Raw genomic sequence first — 22,581 nt, forward strand, 5'->3', positions numbered from 1 at the left:
CTACATGTATGACAATTCCGTCTCAGCGGAATCCGCTAGGCAGGGGTCCGGCGGGCAGCGGATTTCGGCCGGGCCGTCCGGTGGTGCAGCGCGTCCGGCTCGGACTCGTCGCGCGGCGCGCTCTTCGGCGTGGGGCACACCGGTCCACGCCGCACCGGGCCACCGCCGAGTCTTCGGCTCTTCCACTGCTTCTCGTCGTAATCGTAATAAGTATCGACGCCGCCCACAGTCATCATCGTTCTCCCGCCAAACCGATATCACTCGATCCGGCTGCTGACTGCTTAACAGACCGCCGCCAACAGATTGCCACGATTCGATCGCACATACCAGTCCCGTTTTCGGCACAGCCGGATCACGAATCCTCAAGGTCGCGCGAGCCGGCTCGTCGCGGGGCCGTCGAGGATTTCGCCGTCCGGGCCGAACCGGGAGCCGTGACAGGAGCAGTCCCAGGTGGTGTCGGCCCGGTTCCAGACCAGCCCGCAGCCCAGGTGCGTACAGACGGGTTTCACCAGGTGCAGTTCGCCTTCGCTGTCCCGATAGGCGCCGACGGTGTCCTTGCCGTGCTGCAGCAGACCGCCTTCTCCCGGTTCGAGGTGGTCGACGCCGCCCGACAAGCGAGTGACGTGTCCCAGGGCGAAGTCCTTGCCGACGCTCAGATTCTCCTTCACCAGTTGGGCGACGGCGGCCACGCCGCCGATCCGGTTCGCGGTGTAGAGGTCGGCGTCGGGATGTTTCCGGCCGGCCACGAGATCGGCGAGGATCGCCGCCGCGACCGTTCCTTGCGTAAGGCCCCATTTGTTCATCCCGGTCGCGACCAGCAGCCGGTCGCTGCCGGGCGCGGTACCGATGTAAGGCAGCAGGTCCGGCGTGGCGTAGTCGTGCGCCGACCATCGGTACTCCGCACTGATCTCGCCCGTGCCCCAGGTCGAGCGAACCCAGTCCAGCAGCGCCTCGTAGTTCGCCTCCGTGTCCGCTTGGGCCTGGGAGTCCGCATCGCCCGGACTGGTGGTCTCGGGTCCCGCGCCGACCACGATCAGGCCGTTGGGGCCGCCGCCTGGCCAAGGCCGGGTCGACCGGACCGGATCGTCGATGCTGATGGCCATCCCGGCCGGCGCCGGCACCGACAGCCGTACGGCGATGCCCCAGGATCGCCGGGGCCTGATCCTCGCGAAGTACCCACCGGTCGTGCCGAGAGGCGACAAGGTGGCCATCACAGCGTGCCCGGCAGCAACGGTGGCGCCGTTCGCTGTGGTGACCGTGACGCCATCGCTGCTGGTGTCCACCTCGGTGACGCGGGTGCGGCCGAAGATCCGGCAGCCGCGCTCGACCGCTGCCCGGGTCAGTCCGGCCAGGTACTTGGCCGGGTGAAGCTGAAGCTGGCCGGTGAATTCGACTCCGGCGATCGCCTGCGGAAGCCCGATCTCGCTCCCCCGGACGAACGACGCGGGCAGACCGAGTTCGGCCGCGAGGGTCGCCTCACGCTTCAGGTCCTCTTCGGCCGCGGCGTCGGCGGTGTAGGCGAAGGACGACGTCCGCGAAAGCTCACAATCGATGCCCAGGGCCCCTATCTGGTCGGCGACGCGAGCGATCGCGGCCTCGTTCGCCGCGCCGTACCGCGCTGCCGTCTCCCGGCCGTGCCGATCCACCAGGTCGCGGTAGATCGCTCCGTGCTGGGACGTCACCTTGCCCGTCGTGTGCCCACTTGTTCTCGCGCCGACCTGGAGGGCCTCCAGCACGATCACCTCGGCGCCGTCGTCGGCCAGCATCAACGCGGTCGTCATCCCGATGACCCCGCCGCCGATCACCACCACGTCCGCGGTCAGGTCGCCCGCCGCCGGCTCGAACCGCGGCAGCTCGGCGGTCTCCAGCCAGACACCGTGCCCGCTCATCGTGCATCCCCCGGCTTCGCAGATCGGTCGATTCCCATGCCCGGCCGGTACCCCGAGCCAACCAGGCGCACGCCGGACCCACCTGCTCGTCCGCCGACGCGAGATGCACAATTGAACGGTGTCCGATCCTGCCGAACAGTCCGACGACGGCGCCGAGCTCGCGGCGGAAATCTCCGAGCTGGTCCGCAAACACGACCGCACGGTCGCCGTCGCGGAATCCCTGACCAGCGGAAACATCGCCTGCCGACTGGGCGCCGCCCCCGCAGCGAGTGGGTGGTTCGCCGGTGGAGTCACCGCTTATGCCAGCGCGGTGAAATTCGAGGTGCTCGGAGTCACTCCCGGCCCGGTCATCACGGCCACCTGCGCGGTCCAGATGGCCGACGGCGTCGCGCGGCTGACGCATGCCGACTACGCGGCAGCCGTCACCGGCGTCGGCGGGCCGGATCCCGAGGAAGGCCACCCGGCCGGCACGGTCTTCGCCGCGGTCCACACGCCCACCGGCACCGACTTCACGGAGTACCACTTCGACGGCCCGCCGGAGACTGTGGTCGAATCGGCGACCCGCGAGGCCTTGCGGATGCTGCTCAAGGCACTCCGCGACAACTAGCTGGACAGCTTGCGGAGAGCGGGGCCCAGCTCCTTGCTGAAGAAGTCGAAGAACCCGTCCATGTCCGGACCGGCGTTGATCAGGGCCAGCTGGTCGTAGCCCGCCTCGACGAACGGCTTGGCGATTTCGACATGCCGGGCGACGTCCGGACCGCAGCCGAACTCCTCGCGCAGGTGATCGGCGGTCACCAACTCGGTGGCGGCCGCGAAGTTCACCGGGTTCGGCAGCTCGGCCTGCACCTTCCAGCCGGTGATGCCGAAGCGGAACAGGCGCCGCGCCGATTCGGCCGCCTCGTCCTCGGTGGGTGCCCACGCCAGCGGCACCTCGGCGTACCGGCGGCCGTCGCCACCGGCTTGTTCGTACGCCGTGACGAGATCCTTCCGCGGCTCCGTGGTGAACAGTGCATCACCCAGTTCACCGGCGATCCGGGCTGCCGCTGGTCCTCCGGCGGCCACAGCAATCCGGGGCAAGGTGTCCGGCAGGTCGAAGACGCGGGCGTCCTCCAATTTCAGGTGCTTGCCGTCGTACGAGTGGTAGCCGCCGCTCCACAGCAGCCGGATGATCTCCAGCGCCTCCCGGAGCATCTCGTGCCGCTGGGCGACGGCCGGCCAGCCCTGGCCGACCACGTGTTCGTTCAGTCGCTCCCCGGCACCGACACCGAGGGTGAACCGGTCGCCGGACAGCAGGGCGGTCGTCGCCGCCGCCTGCGCCACGATCGCCGGGTGATACCGGATGAACGGACAGGTCACCCCCGTGGCCAACTCGATCGTGGAGGTCCGCGCCGCGGCCGCCGCCAGCATCGAGAACGCGAACCCCGAGTGCTCGTGCTCCGGCACCCACGGGTGGAAGTGGTCACTCACCTCGACGAAGTCGAAGCCCGCCTCCTCCGCCCGGACCGCCTGGTCGACGATCTCGACCGGCGAGTAGGCCTCCGCGATCAACTTGAACCCGAGTCGCATTCGTTCCTCCTGAGATGTCTGCGCGGCCGGCGGCCCTGCCATGGCAGCTCGTCGGTCCCTCCCCCGGTTCCCGATCCGCCACATTCGAAAAGGGTGTTCCCTGCGGCCGCGGTGGTGAGTTTCGAGACGGGGTACAGGCGGCGCAGAGTCGCGCCGATCGTGCGGACCGGAGAAGGAGGAACTGGAATGGCTGCGGATGTCGTCGATCTGATCATGCAGGATCACCGAGAGGTCGAACGACTGTTCGACGAGCTGAAGGACAACCCGGAGAAGCGGGTCGGCCTGCTGCCCGTGCTCACCACCTTGCTGTCGGCCCACAGTCGCGCCGAGGAGTCCGAGGTGTATCCCGCAGCCGCCGCCGAGGCCGACGAGGCCGACGAGGTCGCGCACAGCCAGGAGGAACACGTCGAGGCGGACGAACTGCTGGCCAAGCTGGCCGCGACGGATCCGGAGAGCGCGGACTTCGACAAGGCGCTGCAGAAGGTGATCGATGCCGTCAGCCACCATGTCGAGGAGGAGGAGACCAAGGTTCTCCCCGGCATGCGCGCGAACCTCAGCGAGGAACGGCGCATGCAGCTCGGCGAGGCCTTCGCGGCCGCCCGCAAGGAACACCTGGGCGACCAGCCGGACGACATCACCCGCGAACAACTGTTGCAGCAGGCCCGCAACGCCGACGTCTCCGGCGTCTCGTCGCTCGACAAGGACCAGTTGCAGAAGAAACTGCGCCAAGAGGCCAGCGAGTAACCGCCGCTCCAGCAGCCGAAGACGCCCAACGGAACTGGTGGTCCGTTGGGCGTCTTCTTCGTCCGGCCGCGGCAATCGGGGACCAGGAGCAGCTCGGCTTACGGGAGTGGGTTGCCGCCGGTGATGCCGATGCGTTCGCCGGTGATGTAGCTGGAGTCCGTCGAGGCGAGGAACACGAACGCCGGCGCCAGTTCGGCCGGCTGACCGGCTCGTCCCAGCGGGGTGTCCGCACCGAACTCGCCGACCGTGTCCGCCGGCATCGTGGCCGGGATCAGCGGCGTCCAGATCGGGCCGGGCGCGACCGCGTTCACCCGGATCCCCTTCGGGGCGAGCTCCTGGGCCAGACCCTTGGTGAAGTTCAGGATCCCGGCCTTCGTCGTCGCGTAGTCGAGCAACTGAGGTGACGGCTGGTAGGCCTGGATCGAGGTCGTGTTGATGATCGCCGAGCCCGGTGGCAGATGCGGAACCGCCGCCTTGCACAGCCAGAACATGGCGTAGAGATTCGTCTTCATCACCCGGTCGAACTGGTCGGTCGTGATGTCCACGATGCTCTCCTGCGACATCTGGTACGCCGCGTTGTTCACCAGGATGTCCAGCCCACCCAGGTCCGCGAGCGCCCGGTTCACCAGCTCGACGCAGTGCTCCTCCGACCGGATGTCTCCCGGCACAGCCACTGCCTTGCGACCGGCCTCTTCCACCAGCCGGCAGGTCGCCTGCGCATCTGCCTCTTCGCTGTCGAGATAGCTGATCAGTACGTCGGCGCCCTCCCGCGCGAACGCGAGCGCGACCGCCCGGCCGATCCCCGAGTCGCCGCCGGTGATCAGGGCGCGCCGGTTCTCGAGCTTGCCGCTGCCCCGATAGGACTTCTCGCCGTAGTCGGGTTCCGGGCTCATCTCGCCGCTGAGCCCGGGATGCTGCTGGGAGTCGCGCCCTTGCTGGTCGGGCTTCGGGTACTGCGTCGTCGGGTCGATCAGCGTCTCGTTCACAAGCGTGCCTTCCATGTCGTGGTCGCCGCGCCCCGGTATCCCGTTGCGCCGGTTCCATGCACAGCTAGCAGCGACGACGTGTCCGGTGCCTGGTGACCGAACTGACACTGATCAGCACTGCGAGCGCTGTGAGGGCGACGGTGAGCCAGCCGGCCCGGTAGTCGAGCCCGTCGGCGCGACTGGCAATGGCTACGGTGATCGCCACCATCATCGCCGTACCGACTTGTGCGGCAGTGTTCAGCAGGCCTGCCGCACTGCCTTGTTGCTCGGCCGGTACGGCGGTCCCGAGCCCGTACGCCGCCACGGCTCCCATCCCGTTCCCCAACCCGGCCAGGACGAGCGCAACGATCAGCGCGGCCGGCGTCGACGACAGCCACACCGCGGCTCCCCCGCCGAAGATCAGCACCAGGCCGAACGCCAAGGTACGCCGAGGGCCTGTTCGCGGCATCAACCGACCGGCCAGGCCGGCCGCGACGACCGCACCCAGGCTGAACGGCAGGATCATCAACCCTGCCGAGGCCGGGCTGAATCCCTTCTCCTCCTGGAAGTACACCGTCCCGACGACCACCAGTGAACTGGTCGTGGCGGTGATGCCGAACGACCCCAGCAGCCCCGCCACGAAGGTCGGCCGCCACAGACCGGCGGCCACCAACGGCCGCGCCGTACGCCGTTCGCGCACCACCAGCCACGCCGCGGCCAGGACGCCGGCCAGCCCCAGCGCAACCGGGATCGGCCAGGGCTTCGCGGTCGCGTTGGCAGCGGCGACCACCGCGCCGACCGCAACTACCTGCAACACCACCGAGCGCGGATCGAACCCGGCCGACAACTCCTCGGAAGGTCGATCGCGCTCGACCAATCGCAGCAGTACTGCGACGAGTACCGCAGTGACCACGAGGTTCCCCCAGAAAATGGCCCGCCAACTGACGGCGGAGGTGGTGAGTCCACCGACCAGGAGACCGGATGCGCCGGCGAGTCCGCCGCAGGCGTTCCATGCACCGAGCGCCCGCTCCCGGGCAGCCTTGGATTGAGCGCGCCGGGTCAGCAGGACCAGCGCATTCGGCACCGAGATCGCGGCGGCCACCCCCTGGATCCCGCGGGCTGCCACCAGCAGCGAGAGCGTTGGCGCGGCGGCCGCGGCGGTCGAGCCGATCGCGAAGACCAGCAGCCCTGCCACCAGGGTCCGGCGATGCCCGAAACGGTCGCCGAGCCGTGCCGCCAGCAACAGCAGACTGCTGAACCCGACCGCATAGGCGGGCACCAGAAGTCCTGCCTGGGCAGCAGAACCGCCCAGGTCGGCCAGCATCCGCGGCATCGCGGACACGACGACGGTCACGCCCATCACGTCGACGAACTGGACCGTGCACAAAGCGACGAGACGACCCCGGGAGTTGGTCATGGCTCGACTCTAAAATAATGGTTTTAGATCTTCAAACCGTTAGCGTGTTGCCCTAGACTGCTGTCGTGGGCATCGAGTTGACCTGGGAGTGGCTGGAGGGCTACCCGTCGCTCGACTTCGCGAACACGGTGATCCGGCGCGGCTGGACCGAGCACGAGTTGGTGACCTCGGCCGACGATCTGGAGTCGTGGCTCGATGCGGCGGCGTTGCCCGGTCCCCGGCCGACGAGCGTCGACGAGGACGATCTGCGTGCTTTTCTGCACCTCCGTGATGCTGCGCTGCGCCTGTTGCGCGCGGCTGCCGGCCACGGCACCTGGCACGAGTCCGACGTACGGACGCTCAACGAAACCCTGCTCGGTTCGCCGGAGGTGATGGTGCTCGGCGAAGAGCCCGGGTCGCTCGTGTCGCGTGCCGTCGGCTCCCCCGCCCCGTTCACACTGCTGCTGGCGAGGCTGGCCGCCGCGGTACGCGACGTACTGGCCGGGCCTCGGGCCGACCTGGCGCTTTGTGACGCGCCGGGATGCGGGCAACTGTTCTTCCAGCGCCGGACGAACCAGGCCTGGTGCGGGCCGGCCTGCGGCAATCGCGCCCGCGTCGCCCGTCACCACTCCGCCGGCCAGGGATAGCGCTGCGTTTTCGGACCGGCCTGCTGGGCACCGGGGACGCGTAGGTCTTCGCCGACGAGTTGGGACGGATCCGATGGCGCATCACGAAGTGTCGACGACGGTGGATGTCGCACCGAACATCCTCTTCGACTACCTCTCCGACGTGCAGAACCTGCCGACCTACCTGCCCAGGATGACCGGCGTGCACGAGACCGGGCCGCTGCCCGAGACCGCGCAGGGTGCCGAGGCCAGGCGGCCCAAGGAGCCCGTGCACCACGAGGTCGAGGTGACCGCGGAGGAACCGTCAGGACAGTCCGTCCGCAGTGAGGCGTGGATCGATGTCGTCGAGGAGAACCGCACCCTCCGCTGGGGAGCGCCGGGCGACTCCGACTACCACGGTGAACTGGAGGTCGACTTCGTCGCCGACGGCACCTCACGGCTCACCGTCCGGCTGGACACCGAGCACGCGGACGACCCCGCGATCGACGACGAACTGCGAAAGACCGTCGAAGGCATCAAGACCTCGATCCAGGGCTGGTCGCCCAGTTCGGCGTAATCCCTACTGCGGAAGGGAGTCGGCCTTGACGGCGTCGCGTTCACCGAGAGGCCGCGGCTCCCCCTTCGTGGTGTCCCGAGCCGTCTGCTGCTCGGACTCCGCGTTGATCTCGGCGCCGAGCAGTACGGCGTACGCGGTGAGCCAGAGCCACAGCATCAGCACCACCACGGCCGCGAGGCTGCCGTAGGTCTTCGCGTAGTTGCCGAACGTCTCGACGTAGATCGAGAAACCGATCGAGGCGATCAGCCAGATCACCGTCGCGACGACGGCTCCGACCGAGACCCAGCGAATGCGCGGCGCATCCCTGGCCGGTCCCAATCGGTAGACGACAGCCAGCGCCACGGTGATCAGGAGGATCGCGAGCAGCAATCGCGCTATCTCCAGCAGGATGCGCAGCGGTGTCGTCAGGTCGCTCCCGATCGCCGCACCGGCCGCGAACAAGGCGATCGCGAGCAGGACGAAGACGATCGCGCCCAGCGTCATCCCGAGCGCCAGCAACTTCCGCCGGACGAAACCGCGGGTCTCCTCCTCGTCGTACGCGAGGTTCACCGCGGTCAGCAGATATCCCACGCCGCCGGACGCGCTCCACAACGCGGTCGCGGCGGCGATCGCGACGCCGATCCCCAGCCCTTGCCGCGGCGCCGACGTCAGGGCGTCGATCTGCTGGAGCAGCAGATCGCGGCCCGACGCCGGCATGGCCGCGCTCAGATCCTTTGCCTGGTTACGGATCTGAGCCGGATCGGCAACCAGCCCGTAGGCCAGCACGGCGGCGACGACGGCCGGGAACAGCGACAGGAAGCCGAAGAAGGCCACCCCGGCGGCGAGCAGCGGGACCTGGTCGGCCTTGGCCTCGGCCCAGGCCCGCCGGGTCACCTGCCACCACCCGCGCGCGGGGATCTCGGTCGGCTTGTCCGCATCCGCACCCGGTACGTCGTGCCGTCGCGTGTCGTTCATCAGCTCGGCGAGCCCGCCTGACGGACGTTGTCCGCCGAGTCCCTCGCCCCGTCGGCCACCTGGTGGGCCGCCGAGCGTCCGTCGTCGGCCACCTCGGTGGCTGCCTGGGAGGCCGACTGCTTGACGTTCTCGACCGCCTGCTGCGCCGGCTCCTGGAGATTCTCCTTCATTTCCTGGGCTACGTGCGCGGCCTCTTCCTTCAAGGGCGCGGCGGCTTCCATCGCCTTGTCCTTGGTGTCCTGGGCCAGCTCGCGTTCCTTGGTCGAAGGCGGCACCGCGGCGGCCGCGACCCAGCCGGCCGCGAAGGCGATCACGCCGGCCGCGAGCGGCGTACCGCGGGTCCGTGCCCGGGCCATGTCGGGTGCCGAACTGACCGCGTCACCGACCCTGCTGCCTGCGTCCTGCACGGTCGACACCGCCGATCCGGCCGTACTGCCGACCGATTCCGCCGAGCCCATCACGTGCTCCTTGAGCCGGTGGACGCCGCCGCGGGCGCGCTCCACCCGCCGCCCGACCACCCGGCTGGGACTGACCTTCTCAGTCAGCGCGTCCACATCACGCCCGACGTTGCGCCGGGTCTGCTCGATGCTGCGCTTCAGCTCTTCCGGGTCTTCAGCCATTTCGCGTCCTCCTTGAGTGATTCGACCGTCTGGTCGGGTTTCGGGCTGACCTCCTGCAGTTCCTTGCGTCCCCTCGCCGCCAGCACCGCGGCGACGATCGCCCAGAGAACGGCGACGATGAGGGCGGCCCAGATGAGATCCATCGCCTCGTCCAGGGCCCACATCACCGTGAGCGAGACGAACAGCGCCACCATCCAGCCCGCGAACGCCGCGCCGCCGAGCATGCCGGCGCCCTTACCGGCCTTCTTCGCCTCTGCCTGGAGTTCAGCCTTGGCCAGCGCGAGTTCCTGGCGGGTCAGCTGGCCCAGATCGTTGGTCAGCTGCGAGACCAGCTCACCGACCGATTCGTCCATCGACGCCCGATGCGGGCTGCTGCCGGGTGGTAATCCGTCGACGGTCATGTCACTGCACCTGTCCCGGCCCGAAGCGGGGCGTCACGGGAGCCCCCGGGTCCGGGTCGGGCGCTACCGGGGTGGGCATCGGAGGAGGCATCGTCTCCCCGGCCGGCTGAGTCGGGACCGGCGGAGGCGGGGTGGTCGTACCGACCGGCGCGGCGCCCATCGGAGCCGCCGGCGGCGGGACGAGATAGTCGCTGCCCTGCTGCCCGGGTGTGCTCAGGCCGTTCGGCGATGCCGGCCTGCCATACGAGCCGAAGTCGCTCTGCGTATCGGTGCTACCCGCTGCCAGCGCACGCGTCAGCCGGCCGGCGACGACACCGGCAGCCGCGGCCACCAGGAGGAAGGTGCCCGGCCTGCGGCGCGCGAAGCCGCGAACCTCGTCGAGCAGTTCACCAGGCTCGTGGTTCTGCAGGAAGTCCGCCGCCTGGTGGCTGAAGTCGGCGCCGTGATGCGCCAGCTGTGCGCCGAGCCCGGACTGGCCGTGCTGGGCCATCCCGCGGAGCTCGTCGCCCACCGAACGGAGGCTGTCGGCCGCCCGCTGCTTCTGCTGGCCGGCCTGACCGACCAGTTCGTCCCGCGTCTGACTCGCCAGTCGCCGGGTCTGCTCGCGGGCATCCGACGTCACGTACGACGCCTTCTCCTTCACCGATTCCGCGACCTGGCGGGCCGCATCGGCCGAGGTCTCCTTCAGCTGCCCGGCTTCGTCCCGGGCTGTGCCGGTGACACCTTCGGTGGGCGGACTGTCGATATCCGCATGGTGGTTCGTCGTGGGCGACATGCAACTACTCCCTTCAGGAGCTGTAGTTGACGTCGCGAGACAACAGCCGGGTCCGCGCAATCAGCTGGACGGCTGGGGAATCTGCGGGTGGCCCGCCGGGAACGGCGAGGGCCGCGACAACTGTGCCTCGCGACTGGAACGAGAGGAATGAAGTGGCACACTTCCGTACCACCGCCGAAATCTGAGGGGCCTGTACCCCTAGGCAAACAGGCCTGTCAGCTCATCGGTGTCAGTTCGTTCCGATCGTCAAGCAACGAAGGGTTGTCGCCCCCGTCCCGGTTCAGCCGGCGATCGCGTAGAGAGAGGTCGCGCGGCCGGCCGCCGTACCCAGGTGCGGATCCGGATCGAGGAGACGGATGCAGGTGCCGGTGCGGTCGGCGAAGACGGCGTACCGGCCCAGGGAACTGGTGATCGGAGCGATCAGCCAATCGAGGTCGGAATGTGCCTCGAAGAAGGTGTCCACGTCGCCGACGTCGTACACACCACCGCAGCCCAGCGCGGCTTCAGCAGGGTCGCGGACGAGCACGATTGTCGCCTCGCCACGCGGTGGCGCGAGCAACGCGGTGTCGTCATCGGGCCAGGCGACCGGGTCGAGGCCGAGGGTGCGGTAGTAGTCGACACTGGCCTCCAGGTGTTCGACCGGACGGCATTCGAACAGCAACTTCATCGCTTTCCCTCCTGCTTGGTCTGCTCGGCCGGTTCCTGACCCGGTCGGCGCCGGCCCGCCTCTCGTACGGCGAGAGTCCGGGCGCCGATGTCCGAGATGCGGTCCGCCAAGGCCGGGTGATCACGGGTGAGCTGTACGCCGGCTGCCGCGAGCGGGCCGAGCAGCGCGGCGGAGTCGTTCTGGCCCAAGGCGTCATGGACCCGATCGACGCTGGCCTGCGCGGGACTGTCGAGATCGGCCAGCGAGGCCACCTGCCCGGCGAGCCGGCGCAGGTCGGCCGCGTTCTCCCTCGCCCAGACGGCCACCGCCCGGTCGCTGGCCCGCTGCTCCCGCGCGGCCTGGACCCGCTGCTCGCCGTTCATCGTCGGATCGGCGGCATTCGGGCTGATCCTCAGATACCGGCGCTCGGCCGCCTGCCTGCTGGCCACGCCGAGCGCCGGCGCGAGCTGGGCCCAGCTGACCCCGCCGGCTCGCGCGGCGTCGATCAGCCGGGGCTCCCACTGGCTCAGCTGCTCCCGCACCTCGCGGAGCCGGACGAGGGCATCGAGCACCTCGGCCGGGTCCCTGTCGTCGAGGCCGGCCAGCACATCAACGAGGAACGCCACAGCGGCGCCGGCGTCGATGTCGGCGCCGGTCTCAGCGTCTGTCTCGGGGCCGGTCTCGGCGCCTGTCTCTGGGCCGCTCTCGTCCAGCTGGTTCGGGTTCGCGGTCTCAGCCATGTCCAGGTCCTCGGGTCGGAGTGGCCGCAGGCATCGCGGCCGCGGCTCAGGCGTCGATCTGCTGCTGCTCCGACGACGCGCCGCCGATACTGATCTTGCGGGGTTTCGCCTGCGCGGCGACCGGGATCCTCACGGTCAGTACGCCGTTGTCGTACGCCGCCTCGATCCGGTCCGCGTCCAGGGTGTCGCCCAGGAACAACTGCCGGGAGAAGACGCCCAGCGGGCGCTCGGCCACCTGCATCTCCACGCCCTCGGCGACCGCGGCCGGCCGGCGCTCGGCCTTCACCGTCAACACGTTCCGCTCGACGTCCAGGTCGATGGCCTCGGCCGGCACACCCGGCAGATCGAAGACCACGACGAATTCGTCGCCCGACCGGTAGGCGTCCATCGGCATCGGGTTCGGCTTGGACCAGGTGCCGGCGCTCGTACCGCCGGTCATCAACTGGGCCAGCCGGTCGAACTCACGGAACGGGTCAGTGCGCATCAACATCGTTCCACCTCCAGACCATTCGACTTGTCGGTGTCAACACGCAGCAGTTTTATACCCCGTCATCGATTCGATGACAAGTCCTCTGTCGTCACCTTGATGACACCGTGTCGCGCTCAGAGGTCCTGGTCCAGCCAGACCCGGTCCCGCAGCGGAATACCGTCGATGACGATCCCCTCGGGATACCCCTCAGCGGGCCCGAACACGTCCCGCTCGACCTTCAACAGCCGGAATCCCTGGCGCTGGTAGAAACGAAGATTGCCGGTGTCAGCCGAGGCCGTGGACACCGTGATCCGGCGTACACCACGCTCGCGGCAGCGCCGAAGCGCGGCCGCCACGAGTGCGCGGCCGACCCCAGTACCACGGTGCGTCTCGGCCACCGCCAAGCTCTTCAGCTCGGCCTCGTCACCGTCGCCGACCAGCTGCAGATGCCCGACGACCTCACCGCCGTCGTCGGCCACGAGGATGTCACCGAGACCGAGGTACGCATCGATCCCCTGCTCGGAGTCGTCAGCCTCGCGAAAGAGCGGCCGCAGCACCTCCCGATCCCCCTCGAAGAGCCGAATGCGCGGTTCGCGGGCGGGCGTCATCGCACACCACCGGTGGAGCTGAGGCTGCGGAGGTGGTCGATCATGGTGTTGACAGCGGTCCGGAGCGGCGCCGGATCCCGACGAATCTGACTGAGCAGCAGACCACCCTGTACTGCGGCCAGCAGGGCAACCGCCAGTTCGCCGGGGTCGGCGTCCGCGGCGAGTTCGCCGCGGTCCTGCATCCGCTCCAAGCCGCTACGCAGTAGCCCTTCCCACGACTCGAAAGCGCTGGCCAGCTGGACCCGCGCCACCGGATCGGCCTCGGACAGGTCGCTCGCGAGCGAGCCCAGCGGGCAGCCGCCGACACACTGCACCTTGGTCAGGAGGCCGATCATCAGGTCCCGCCAGTCGCCCAGACCCTCGAGGTCGTCCAGCCGGTCGAGGCCCTCGTGCTGGATGCCCATCACCTGCCCGGCCTGGTGATCGACCACGGCGAGAACCAGCGCGTCCTTGCCCGGGAAGTAGTGGTAGAGCTGCGACGGACTGACGCCGGCGGTGACCTGGATGTCCTCGATCGTCGTCCGGGCGACCCCCTGCTCCAGCATCAGCCGCGCTGCGGCCTGCACGATCCGATCACGCGTCACCTGCCCTTTGCGGGTCAACCTGTCCGTCGCCATGGTTCGAGGGTACACAAAATTTTGGAGTTGATACTCCATTTTTGGATCCGCAGGATTGGAGCATCTACTCCAGAGCTACCGATGGGACAGTGAAATCCCTCGCCCACCACCTGCGAACGACCATCCACACCGGCCTCACCTGCAGCTACGACCCAGGCCCCACCGAGAGTCCACACTGGATTCTCGACTGAGGCTCACCCAGCGACGCCCTAAGCAGCGCCTGCCTGCCGTTGACCAGTGCGGAAGAAGGCGAGCACATCGTCTGGGGTGGGGAGGTCGGCCATGGGGCGCGTGGCCCCGAAGGGGGCGTTCCAGAAGTCGCCGGTGCGCGGGCTCCATGGGCCGACGTACGCGTACGGCTCGGGGATGGCGTCGTCGCCCGGTGAGACGCCGTAGTTGATCTCGTCCAGCGTGATGGCGACATCGAAATGCTCCGGCCACAGGACCGGGGTGGCGTCGGGGTCGAGGGCGCGCAAGGCGGCGTCACCGCGGGCGAAGGCGTCGGCGATGAGGCGCGCCGCCGCCGGGTCGAGCTCGATCCGGGAGTCCGGCGCGATCTTCGGGCCACCGGAGTAGACGTCGTCCAATCGGGTCGCCTCGACGCCGGCCTGCTTCGCGCGCTCGGCAAAGGTCCCGCCGGAGAGCTCGAACGACCCACCCGGTACGACGAGCAGGTCGCCGACCACGCTGAGGTCGGGCGCCGTGACCGTCGCGAACCCACCCGGTACGACGCGTAGCCGGATTCCACCACCGAGGCGGTGCTGCGGGCCGGCCAAAATCAGCTCGGCCACCCCGTGCAGAGCTCGTCGCGTGCTCACCAGTTTCTGTTCGTCCATGGTTCTGAGTCTCCTCGTGTAACGCCCGGCGCCCTGACGGCACTGATCCTTCAGACACGTTCGTGTCGCCGAGGTGGGGAGGCGTTACATGGCCGAGGACGGCTGGCATCGGGTCGAACCCGTCGACGTACCGGAGGACGGCCGGGTTCGCAGTGTGGTCGTGGACGGCCGGAGCGTCGCTCTGGCGCGCTGCGGGGCCCGGCTGGGAGCACTGGACAACCACTGTCCACACCAAGGCGGCCCGCTCGGGGAGGGCTCGATCGAGAAGGGTCTGCTGCGCTGCCCTTGGCACGGGTACGACTACGACCCGATCACCGGACAACCGCCCGAGGGGTTCTCCGACGGGGTGACCGCCTATCCCGTCGACGAACGAGCCGATGGGGTCTACGTCCGGCTTCCCGGCGTACCGGAGGAGGTGCGGACGGTGTCGGACGTGCTGGTCGAGACGTTGGTTGCCCATGGCATCAGTCATGTCTTCGGGATGGTCGGGCATTCCAACCTCGGGTTCGCCGAGGCGATGCGTCGCGCGGAGGAGCGTGGCGAACTCACCTACATCGGCATCCGGCACGAGGGTGCCGCGGCCTTCGCGGCCGGCGCCTACGGCAAACTCACCGGCCGTCCCGCCGCCTGCTTCGCCATCGCCGGCCCCGGTTCCACCAACCTGCTGACCGGCCTGTACGACGCCAAGCTCGACGGCTCCCCCGTTCTCGCCGTCTCCGGCCAGGTCCCGTCCAAGGTGCTCGGTCGCGGCGCGTTCCAGGACCTCGATCTCACCGCGGTCTTCAAGGACGTGGCGGTCTCGAGCACCGCGATCCAGGCCGGCAGCGACCACGCCGAGCTGGCCGGTCTCGCGGTGAAGCACGCGATCGACGGCCGGGGCGTGGCTCATCTGGTGCTGCCGGACGAGGTCCAGGTGCTGCCCTCGGACTCTCCCGCGGCAACGCCTCGCGGACGGCTGTCGGCCCGCCGGATCCGTCCGGACGAGGACGCGTTGACACGGGCCGCAACGCTGATCCGCGACGCCCGCAGGCCGGTGATGATCGTCGGCCACGGCGCGCGCGGAGCAGAAGCCGAAGTACGCCTGCTCGCCGAGCACCTCAACGCTCCGGTGCTGACCACCTTCAAGGCCAAGGGGCTCGTACCGGACACACATCCGCTCGGCGCCGGAGTCCTCGGTCGCAGCGGAACGCCGGTGGCCAGCTGGCTGATGAACGAGTCCGACCTGCTCCTCGTCGTCGGCGCCTCGTTCTCCAACCACACCGGCATCGCGGCGTACAAGCAGATCGTGCAGCTCGACGACGACCACGCCGCGATCGGCCGGTTCGACGCCGTCACGGTGGACGTGCTCGGCGACGCGGCACTCAGCCTCACCGCCCTGATCGACCGGCTGCCGGAGACGAAGGCCACGGATCAACGTCTCGACGTCGCCGAGCGCTGGGCGATCTGGCGGGCGGAGAAGGCGCGACGGGTGAACGACGACCGCGGTCGCGGTGTCTCGGCGGCCGCCGTCTTCGACGTACTCTCCCGGCACCTGCCCGCTGACGCGGTCGTGACTGTTGACGTCGGCAACCATGCCTACTCGCTGGGCCGGTATCTGGAGTCGAAAGGCCAACCGGTGTTGATGTCCGGCTACCTCGGCTCGATCGGCTTCGGTTATCCGGCGGCACTGGGCGCCTGGGCGGCAGCACCCGGCCGCCCGATCGTCGCGGTCACCGGCGACGGTGGCTTCGGCCAGTACGCCGCCGAGCTGACCACCGCGGTGAAGTACGGCATCGGCATCAAGCACGTGCTGCTGAACAACAACGCACTCGGCAAGATCAGCAAGGAACAACTGGCCGCCGACTATCCCGTCTGGCACACCTCACTCGTCAACCCCGACTGGGCGCAGTACGCCCGTCTCTGCGGCGCGACCGGACTGCGGGTCGACCGCCGCGAAGACCTCGAGGCGGCGATGACCGAACTGTTCGCGACCGACGGCCCTGTCCTGCTCTGCATCGAGCAGGACGCCGAACTGCTGTGAATCCCCTGACCCACAAGGAGAAAACCGCAATGACCGACACCCGGTACGACGACCTGCGCGCGTTGTTCGTCAACTGCACCCTGAAGCGTTCGCCCGAGCCGAGCAACACCGAGGGTCTGGTCGAGGTGAGTCGCAGGATCATGGAGAAGCACGGTGTCCAGGTCGACGTGATCCGCGCGATCGACCACGACATCGCGACCGGCGTCTGGCCCGACATGACCGAGCACGGCTGGGAAGTGGACGAATGGCCGGCGATCCAGGAGAAGGTGATGGCGGCCGACATCCTCGTCATCGCCGGCCCGATCTGGCTCGGCGACAACAGTTCCGTCACCAAGCAGGTGATCGAGCGGCTCTACGGCAACTCCTCGATCCTCAACTCCGCGGGCCAGTACGCGTACTACGGCCGCGTCGGCGGCTGCCTGATCACCGGCAACGAGGACGGCGTCAAGCACTGCGCGATGAACATCCTCTACAGCCTGCAGCATCTCGGCTACACCGTTCCGCCGCAGGCCGATGCCGGCTGGATCGGCGAGGCCGGCCCGGGACCGTCGTACCTCGACGAAGGTTCCGGTGGACCCGAGAACGACTTCACCAACCGCAACACCACCTTCATGACCTGGAACCTGCTGCACCTGGCCCGGATGCTCAAGGACGCGGGCGGCATCCCGGCGTACGGTAACCAGCGGTCGGAGTGGGACGCGGGCTGCCGCTTCGACTTCGAGAACCCGGAGTACCGCTGACGCGCCGTACCGGTAAGGCAGGGGTAATGAGCCGAACGCCTTCCAGCGCGGGGTTCGTCCACTACCTTCGAGCTGTGGTCACAGCCCTGCCGCCGGACGAGGTCCTGGTCGCCGCTCTCCGAGCCGGCGACGAGGAGGTGTTCGCGCGGCTGCTGGACGGCTGGTCCGCCTCGATGCTGCGGCTCGCGCGCAGCTTCGTGTCGACGGCCGCCAGTGCCGAGGAGGTCGTCCAGGACACCTGGCTGGCCGTCTTCCAGGGCGTCGGCGGGTTCGAGGGCCGGTCGTCGCTGAAGACGTGGGTCTACCGGATCCTGGTCAACACCGCACGCAAGCGCGGCGTCCGCGAGCAGCGCACAGTGCCGTGGGCGAGCCTGAGTACCGACGACGGGCCGACTGTCGCCCAGAGCCGCTTCCGCGGCCCGGAGGATCCGTACCCCGATGGGTGGCTGACGTTTCCGAAGGTCTGGCCGAGCACCGAGAGCGAGGTGCTCGCCAAGGAGGTGCGAGGTGTCGTGGCCGCCGCCCTGAAAGGGCTCCCGGCCAGGCAGCAGGTGGTCCTGACGCTACGCGACATCGACGGCCAGAGCGCGGACGAGGTCTGCAGCCTGCTGGAGATCTCGACCGCCAACCAGCGCGTCCTGCTGCACCGCGCCCGGGCGGCCGTCCGCAGCCACCTGGAGCAGTACTACGCGGCGACGACGGGCGGCGCCTCATGACGTGTGCCCAGCTGGTCGAACTCGTCACCGCCTTCCTCGAAGGAACCCTGGACAGCGAGACCGAACGACGGTTCGTCGAACACCTGGCGATGTGCGAGGGCTGCGAGATCTATCTCGACCAGATCCGCCGCAGTATCGACGAAGTGGGCCGGCTCCGCGCGGAAAGCCTCTCCGAGGAGACCCGCGACCGGCTGCTCGACGCCTTCCGCAACTTCCCGCGCGACAGCTAGTACCTGCGCGCCTGCTGCTTCACGAGGGGCCGCAATGCCGGATGTCCAGTTCACCAACCTCTTCGCCGTCGTCCTGGTCGCGCTGCTGGCGCCGCTGCTGCTCGGGCTCGCACCACGACTGCGGATCCCGGCCGTTGTCCTCGAGATCGTCGCCGGCATCGCGCTGGGACCGCACGGCCTCGGCCTCGTCGACATCGATTTGCCGGTCCAGATCGTCTCGCTGCTCGGCCTCGGCTTCCTGCTCTTCCTGGCCGGACTGGAAATCGACGTCCACCGGCTGCGCGGCCCGGTACTGCGGCTGGCCCTGCTCGGCTACCTGATCACGCTGGTGCTGGGCGGTCTCGCCGGCGCCGGGTTCGCCGCGGCCGGCTGGGTGCACAGCCCGTACCTGCTGGCGGTCACCTTGTCCGCGACCTCGCTCGGCTTGGTCGTGCCGGTGCTCAAGGACGCCGGCCAGGTCGACGGCGAGGTCGGGCAGTCGACCATCGCGGCCGCCTCGATCGCCGACTTCGCCGCCGTGCTGGTGCTGTCACTGCTCTTCTCCACCGAAGGCGGCAGCGCGGGCGAGCGGCTGGTGATGGTGGCGCTGTTCGCCCTGCTGGTAGCGACCGCGGGGTTGGTGGTCTCGACCGCGGCCCGCTCACGACGGATCGGAGCCACCTTGGTGAGGTTGCAGGACACTACGGCCGAGATCAGGGTTCGGGCCGCTGTGGTGCTCCTCGTCGCCTTCGTCGCGCTGGCCGAGCAGTTCGGCCTGGAGACCATCCTCGGAGCGTTTCTGGCCGGTGCCGTCGTCGGGCTGGTCGATCGCGACTCCAGCTCGCACCCGCAGTTCCGGGTGAAGCTCGCGGCGCTGGGCTACGGCTTCCTCATCCCGGTGTTCTTCGTCACCAGTGGCCTACGGCTCGACCTCGGCGGGCTGCTGGCCGATCCGGCGGCGCTCCTTCGGGTCCCGCTGTTCCTCCTGGCGCTCCTGGTGGCCCGCGGCGTACCGGCGTACCTGTCGATCCGGGCCCTCGGCGCACGCTCGACCGCCGCCATAGCGTTGCTCCAGGCAACCTCTTTGCCGTTCATCGTGACCGCGACCCAGATCGGCGTCACGACCGGCCTGATGTCCCCCGTCACTGCCGCCGCCTTGACCTGCGCCGGTCTCGTGTCCGTCCTGGTCTTCCCTGCCATCGCCCTCACCCTCCTCAAGCAACCCGCCGACGAAGAAGCAGTCTCGTGAGGTCACATCATTCGGGCGTCGGTTGTGTGGTCCGACCATGCTGCTGGTCCGGTGGCGGCCTCCTACCGTGTCAGGCGAAGCCGACCGGGAGGACCCGCCATGCGCCGCCGCCACGCTGTACCTGTCGCCGTGCTGACTGCACTGCTCCTCGCCTGCAGTCTCACCCCACCTGCTGCCGCTGAAGCCTGCCCGGGGATTCGGGTGCCTGGCGCGGAGTACCGGGAGGTTGTCTGTCTGGGGGATCTGACGACCGCTGGGACCGTGGCTTCGGGGCATACGAATCCAGCCGACTTCGCGGGGCTGACCCATGCGGGACTGCCCCCGCAGTCCGGGGTACCGGGCGTTCAGATCGACGGATACTTTCCCGACACCTCGCACACCAACACGAACCACGGCTGGAATCACGACTCGCAGTTCGTACTGCGCCTCCCCGCCAACTGGAACGGCGGCCTGGTGGTGACCGGCTCGCCCGGCGTACGGGCGCAGTACGCGAACGATCGCGCGATCTCCGACTACGTGCTCGCCAAGGGCTATGCGTTCGCGGCGACGGACAAGGGCAACACCGGCGCGAACTTCTTCACCGACGGCGTCAAGCCGGGCGACGCGATCGTCGAGTGGAACCAGCGGACCACGCAACTCACCCGGGCTGCCCGGGCAGTCGTCGCCCAGCACTACCACCGGCCGCCACGCCAAGTGATTGCCGCCGGCATCTCCAACGGCGGCTACCTGGTTCGCTGGCAACTGGAGAACCATCCCGAGCTGTACACCCGCGGCGTCGACCTGGAAGGCACCTTGTGGACAGCCGACGGTCCCAACCTGCTGACCTTCCTGCCGCCCGCAATCAGGGGCTATGAGCAACAATCTCCGGCACAGGTGGTCGCGGCGGGCTTCGATCCGCGGTCGGACTTCCTCTGGGACTACCACTACGCCGTCTACTGGAAGCTGACCCAGCGGATCTACGCGGCCGAGCTCGACCCGACGTACACGGGCAGCGAGGCGTCGTACGACTACGCGAGTCGCCCTGCCGCCCACCAGGCCGTACGCCGGATCGCGCTGACCGGCCGCATCGGACGCCCCCTGACCACCATCCACGGCACCCTCGACAGCCTGCTGCCGATCTCCCAGGATTCCGACGTGTACGCCGAACTGGTCCGCCACGCGGGCCGTTCAAGCCTGCACACCTATCGCCGGATCGAGGATGGCAATCACGTCGACGGCCTCGTGGACGCCTATCCGGACAGGCTCGTCCCCCTGGTCCCCCTCCTCCAGCAGGCAATCGCCCGCTAGCGGCCGGTGGTGCCGTCGAGTTGTTCGCGGAGGATGTCTGCGTGGCCCGCGTGGCGACCGGTCTCCTCGATCAGGTGGATCAGCAGCCATCTCATCGACGGCGGTTCTCCTTTCCGAGGAGTCCGGGGCGCGGGCCGAGTCAGGTCGGTGTAGCCGGCGATGACCTCGTTCGACCGGCTGACGGCTTCGCGGTACGCCGTGACGACGGTCTCCACCGTGTCGGTCGGGACCGGCCGCATCGTCGCAGCCCAACTCCGGACGTCCTCGCCCAGGAAGTAGAACCGCTCGACAGCCGTCAGGTGCTTGACCAGCCCGAGCACATTGGTGCCCGAGGCAACTCCAGCCGTCCGGACCTGCGGTTCAGGCGCTCCGACGACCTTCTCGACGATCGCACCTCTGAGGTAGTCGAGAAACGCCAACAAGACCGTCAATTCGTCACCATCGGTTCGCGGCGGACCGGTGTCCGCCCGCCGAGCCTCGACAGTCTTCGTGACCATAGGTTGTCACCTCCGATCGCCAGCGTGCAGTGCGGGCGAGCGACCTTGCAAGGAAAATTGCGGATCCGCAATCATGGGAAGCATGGCAACCACCGAGGAAGACGTTCTTGCCGGCGTAGGACCACGGCTGCGAGCCCTGCGCCGGGCGCGAGGGGTCACGCTGGCCGACCTGGCCGCCGAGACGGGTCTGACGGCGAGCACGTTGTCCCGGCTCGAGACCGGGAAACTCCGCCCCACGCTGGAACAACTGCTACCGCTGGCCCGCGCGCACGCCGTACCGCTGGACGACCTCGTCCAAGCCCCCTTGACCGGTGATCCCCGCATCCATCTGCGGCCCGTCCGGCGATTCGGGCTGACCGTGGTGCCACTGACCAGGCGGCCGGGTGGAATCCAGGCCTACAAGGTGATCTATCCGCCCGCGAACCGGAAGCGCTCGATCAAGCTCCAGACCCACGAAGGGTACGAGTGGTTCTACGTCCTCAACGGGCAGGTTCGCCTCATCCTCGGCGACCAGGATCTGCTCCTCGACGCCGGTGAGGCGGCCGAGTTCGACACCCGGCTGCCGCACGCGATCAGCAGTGCCGGAAACCAGCCGGCCGAACTGCTCACCTTGTTCGGAGCGCAAGGCGAGCGCGCCCATCTCGCCCCAGCGCCGGTGAGGGTCAACTCCTGACGGCGTCCCCGGCCTTCGTCCAGTTCTCGTGCAGTTCGTCGAGGTAGGACTGGGCCTGCGCGCCCGGCTTCGCGCCGGCCGCGAAGGCCCGCATGTTCCGCGCGCCGGTGTTGTAGCCGAGGGCAAGCAATTCGTCCCGGCCGAACTTCCCGCCGGTACGACGAGGCAGCCGGGCCGCGAGGTCGTGCAGGTGCCAGGCAGCCGCCTCGATCGCGAGGTCCGGATGATCGGGCAACTCGTCCCAGCGCCGGCCGGCGAAGGAACGGCCGCGCCTGACCTCCTCGAAGGCGGCTCGGTGCATGTTGGCGATCCCGAACGCCGCGTCCGGCTTGAAGTGCTGCCACGAGCGTTCGAGCTCCGGGTCGTGCGGCTTGTAGTCCTCGTTGTAGAGGATCGCCATCAGCAACTGAGCGCTCACTCCGGCCCGAGCCGCCGACCCACGAACCTGGACGGCGAAGTGCGCCGGATCGTAGTTCACGAACCAGTCCCCGGAAGCCTCACCACTCGGCTCCGGCGTGACCGTCGGCTCGGACGAACCACCCGGCTTCACCGTGCCACCAGGCTTCACCGTGCCACCCGGCTTCGATGTCGCACCAGGCTTCGGTGTGGCACTCGGCTTCGACGCGGCGCTCGGCGTAGCGGCAGCCGTGGGAGTGGACGGCGTCTTCGGTGAATCGTCCCCGCGGGCAGCCCACGCCGCGACCACAACGGCCCCGATCGCCACCCACCACCAGCCCTTACTCACCCACACCTCTCATCGACCCGGCACCGGACCACCAACG

The 22,581-nt window shown here is 68.9% G+C and carries 27 protein-coding genes; 11 read left to right on the top strand and 16 right to left on the bottom strand.

All coding sequences use genetic code 11. From position 1 onward, the window contains the following. Positions 1 to 362: 362 nt before the first annotated feature. Positions 363 to 1,889 carry an FAD-dependent oxidoreductase gene (locus EV138_RS07835; protein ID WP_133977732.1) on the bottom strand — a complete coding sequence of 509 codons (1,527 nt, stop codon included), beginning with the start codon at positions 1,887 to 1,889 and terminating at the stop codon, positions 363 to 365. A 118-nt stretch (positions 1,890 to 2,007) separates the two neighbouring features. Here EV138_RS07835 and EV138_RS07840 point away from each other — a divergent pair, with 118 nt between their 5' ends. Then, complete coding sequence (locus EV138_RS07840; RefSeq protein ID WP_133977733.1) at positions 2,008 to 2,496, top strand: CinA family protein; 489 nt, start codon at positions 2,008 to 2,010, stop codon at positions 2,494 to 2,496. Here the strand turns inward: EV138_RS07840 and EV138_RS07845 are convergent. Beyond that, positions 2,493 to 3,455 (bottom strand): TIGR03557 family F420-dependent LLM class oxidoreductase, encoded by a 963-nt coding sequence (locus EV138_RS07845; protein ID WP_133977734.1) that lies wholly within the window; start codon positions 3,453 to 3,455, stop codon positions 2,493 to 2,495. The genes EV138_RS07840 and EV138_RS07845 overlap by 4 nt on opposite strands. A gap of 186 nt (positions 3,456 to 3,641) precedes the next feature. On the opposite strand from EV138_RS07845, the gene EV138_RS07850 reads away from it, so the two are divergent. Continuing rightward, a complete protein-coding gene (locus EV138_RS07850) occupies positions 3,642 to 4,199 on the top strand; it encodes a hemerythrin domain-containing protein (protein WP_133977735.1) in 558 nt (185 codons plus the stop codon). 98 nt (positions 4,200 to 4,297) lie between these two features. Here EV138_RS07850 and EV138_RS07855 read toward each other — a convergent pair whose 3' ends face one another. Both EV138_RS07855 and EV138_RS07860 read right to left on the bottom strand, forming a co-directional pair. Then, a complete protein-coding gene (locus EV138_RS07855) occupies positions 4,298 to 5,200 on the bottom strand; it encodes an SDR family oxidoreductase (protein ID WP_133977736.1) in 903 nt (300 codons plus the stop codon). Positions 5,201 to 5,249: 49 nt separating this feature from the next. Further along, complete coding sequence (locus tag EV138_RS07860; protein ID WP_133977737.1) at positions 5,250 to 6,581, bottom strand: MFS transporter; 1,332 nt, start codon at positions 6,579 to 6,581, stop codon at positions 5,250 to 5,252. Between the two features lie 65 nt (positions 6,582 to 6,646). On the opposite strand from EV138_RS07860, the gene EV138_RS07865 reads away from it, so the two are divergent. Both EV138_RS07865 and EV138_RS07870 read left to right on the top strand, forming a co-directional pair. Continuing rightward, positions 6,647 to 7,207, top strand: a complete 561-nt coding sequence (locus tag EV138_RS07865) for an ABATE domain-containing protein (RefSeq protein WP_133977738.1) — start codon at positions 6,647 to 6,649, stop codon at positions 7,205 to 7,207. Positions 7,208 to 7,280: 73 nt separating this feature from the next. Continuing rightward, on the top strand, positions 7,281 to 7,742 hold the full coding sequence (locus EV138_RS07870; RefSeq protein WP_133977739.1) for an SRPBCC family protein: 462 nt from the start codon (positions 7,281 to 7,283) through the stop codon (positions 7,740 to 7,742). 3 nt (positions 7,743 to 7,745) lie between these two features. Here EV138_RS07870 and EV138_RS07875 read toward each other — a convergent pair whose 3' ends face one another. The 10 genes from EV138_RS07875 to EV138_RS07920 all read right to left on the bottom strand — a co-directional run bounded on the left by EV138_RS07875 (position 7,746) and on the right by EV138_RS07920 (position 14,408). Next, positions 7,746 to 8,696: a YihY/virulence factor BrkB family protein gene (locus tag EV138_RS07875; protein ID WP_133977740.1), complete on the bottom strand. Its 951-nt coding sequence runs from the start codon at positions 8,694 to 8,696 to the stop codon at positions 7,746 to 7,748. Beyond that, a complete protein-coding gene (locus tag EV138_RS07880; RefSeq protein WP_133977741.1) occupies positions 8,696 to 9,316 on the bottom strand; it encodes a DUF3618 domain-containing protein in 621 nt (206 codons plus the stop codon). The genes EV138_RS07875 and EV138_RS07880 overlap by 1 nt, the downstream gene beginning before the upstream one ends. Next, positions 9,292 to 9,717: a phage holin family protein gene (locus EV138_RS07885; protein WP_133977742.1), complete on the bottom strand. Its 426-nt coding sequence runs from the start codon at positions 9,715 to 9,717 to the stop codon at positions 9,292 to 9,294. The genes EV138_RS07880 and EV138_RS07885 overlap by 25 nt, the downstream gene beginning before the upstream one ends. 1 nt (position 9,718) lies before the next feature. Next, positions 9,719 to 10,492: an ATP synthase subunit B family protein gene (locus tag EV138_RS07890; RefSeq protein WP_133977743.1), complete on the bottom strand. Its 774-nt coding sequence runs from the start codon at positions 10,490 to 10,492 to the stop codon at positions 9,719 to 9,721. 280 nt (positions 10,493 to 10,772) lie between these two features. Continuing rightward, a complete protein-coding gene (locus EV138_RS07895; protein WP_133977744.1) occupies positions 10,773 to 11,159 on the bottom strand; it encodes a hypothetical protein in 387 nt (128 codons plus the stop codon). Continuing rightward, positions 11,156 to 11,878 carry a hypothetical protein gene (locus EV138_RS07900; protein WP_238158002.1) on the bottom strand — a complete coding sequence of 241 codons (723 nt, stop codon included), beginning with the start codon at positions 11,876 to 11,878 and terminating at the stop codon, positions 11,156 to 11,158. The genes EV138_RS07895 and EV138_RS07900 overlap by 4 nt, the downstream gene beginning before the upstream one ends. A gap of 46 nt (positions 11,879 to 11,924) precedes the next feature. Continuing rightward, positions 11,925 to 12,368 carry an Hsp20/alpha crystallin family protein gene (locus EV138_RS07905; protein ID WP_133977745.1) on the bottom strand — a complete coding sequence of 148 codons (444 nt, stop codon included), beginning with the start codon at positions 12,366 to 12,368 and terminating at the stop codon, positions 11,925 to 11,927. Positions 12,369 to 12,481: 113 nt separating this feature from the next. Next, positions 12,482 to 12,955, bottom strand: a complete 474-nt coding sequence (locus tag EV138_RS07910) for a GNAT family N-acetyltransferase (RefSeq protein WP_133977746.1) — start codon at positions 12,953 to 12,955, stop codon at positions 12,482 to 12,484. Further along, the gene (locus EV138_RS07915) at positions 12,952 to 13,572 is read right to left on the bottom strand and encodes a TetR/AcrR family transcriptional regulator (protein WP_133977747.1); all 621 of its coding nucleotides are present in this window, start codon (positions 13,570 to 13,572) and stop codon (positions 12,952 to 12,954) included. Before EV138_RS07915 ends, EV138_RS07910 begins: the two co-directional genes overlap by 4 nt. Before the next feature lie 209 nt (positions 13,573 to 13,781). After that, positions 13,782 to 14,408 carry a hypothetical protein gene (locus EV138_RS07920; RefSeq protein ID WP_133977748.1) on the bottom strand — a complete coding sequence of 209 codons (627 nt, stop codon included), beginning with the start codon at positions 14,406 to 14,408 and terminating at the stop codon, positions 13,782 to 13,784. Between the two features lie 88 nt (positions 14,409 to 14,496). Here EV138_RS07920 and EV138_RS07925 point away from each other — a divergent pair, with 88 nt between their 5' ends. From EV138_RS07925 to EV138_RS07950, 6 genes are all read left to right on the top strand, one after another. Next, complete coding sequence (locus tag EV138_RS07925; RefSeq protein WP_133977749.1) at positions 14,497 to 16,428, top strand: thiamine pyrophosphate-binding protein; 1,932 nt, start codon at positions 14,497 to 14,499, stop codon at positions 16,426 to 16,428. Between the two features lie 29 nt (positions 16,429 to 16,457). After that, a complete protein-coding gene (locus tag EV138_RS07930; RefSeq protein ID WP_133977750.1) occupies positions 16,458 to 17,168 on the top strand; it encodes a flavodoxin family protein in 711 nt (236 codons plus the stop codon). Between the two features lie 74 nt (positions 17,169 to 17,242). Continuing rightward, entirely contained in the window at positions 17,243 to 17,884 is a 642-nt protein-coding gene (locus EV138_RS07935; RefSeq protein ID WP_238158003.1) for an RNA polymerase sigma factor, read from the top strand. Further along, positions 17,881 to 18,114 carry an anti-sigma factor family protein gene (locus tag EV138_RS07940; protein ID WP_133977752.1) on the top strand — a complete coding sequence of 78 codons (234 nt, stop codon included), beginning with the start codon at positions 17,881 to 17,883 and terminating at the stop codon, positions 18,112 to 18,114. The genes EV138_RS07935 and EV138_RS07940 overlap by 4 nt, the downstream gene beginning before the upstream one ends. Before the next feature lie 34 nt (positions 18,115 to 18,148). After that, positions 18,149 to 19,342 carry a cation:proton antiporter gene (locus EV138_RS07945; RefSeq protein WP_133977753.1) on the top strand — a complete coding sequence of 398 codons (1,194 nt, stop codon included), beginning with the start codon at positions 18,149 to 18,151 and terminating at the stop codon, positions 19,340 to 19,342. A 99-nt stretch (positions 19,343 to 19,441) separates the two neighbouring features. Next, positions 19,442 to 20,629: a tannase/feruloyl esterase family alpha/beta hydrolase gene (locus EV138_RS07950; RefSeq protein ID WP_133977754.1), complete on the top strand. Its 1,188-nt coding sequence runs from the start codon at positions 19,442 to 19,444 to the stop codon at positions 20,627 to 20,629. Here EV138_RS07950 and EV138_RS07955 read toward each other — a convergent pair. Continuing rightward, entirely contained in the window at positions 20,626 to 21,126 is a 501-nt protein-coding gene (locus tag EV138_RS07955; RefSeq protein ID WP_133977755.1) for a DinB family protein, read from the bottom strand. The genes EV138_RS07950 and EV138_RS07955 overlap by 4 nt on opposite strands. Before the next feature lie 82 nt (positions 21,127 to 21,208). Here EV138_RS07955 and EV138_RS07960 point away from each other — a divergent pair, with 82 nt between their 5' ends. Further along, the gene (locus tag EV138_RS07960; protein ID WP_133977756.1) at positions 21,209 to 21,799 is read left to right on the top strand and encodes a helix-turn-helix domain-containing protein; all 591 of its coding nucleotides are present in this window, start codon (positions 21,209 to 21,211) and stop codon (positions 21,797 to 21,799) included. On the opposite strand, the gene EV138_RS07965 is transcribed toward EV138_RS07960, so the two are convergent. Beyond that, on the bottom strand, positions 21,789 to 22,544 hold the full coding sequence (locus EV138_RS07965) for a lysozyme family protein (RefSeq protein ID WP_202866668.1): 756 nt from the start codon (positions 22,542 to 22,544) through the stop codon (positions 21,789 to 21,791). The genes EV138_RS07960 and EV138_RS07965 overlap by 11 nt on opposite strands. Positions 22,545 to 22,581 lie beyond the last annotated feature (37 nt).

It is taken from the genome of Kribbella voronezhensis (genome assembly GCF_004365175.1).
Lineage (GTDB): Bacteria > Actinomycetota > Actinomycetes > Propionibacteriales > Kribbellaceae > Kribbella > Kribbella voronezhensis.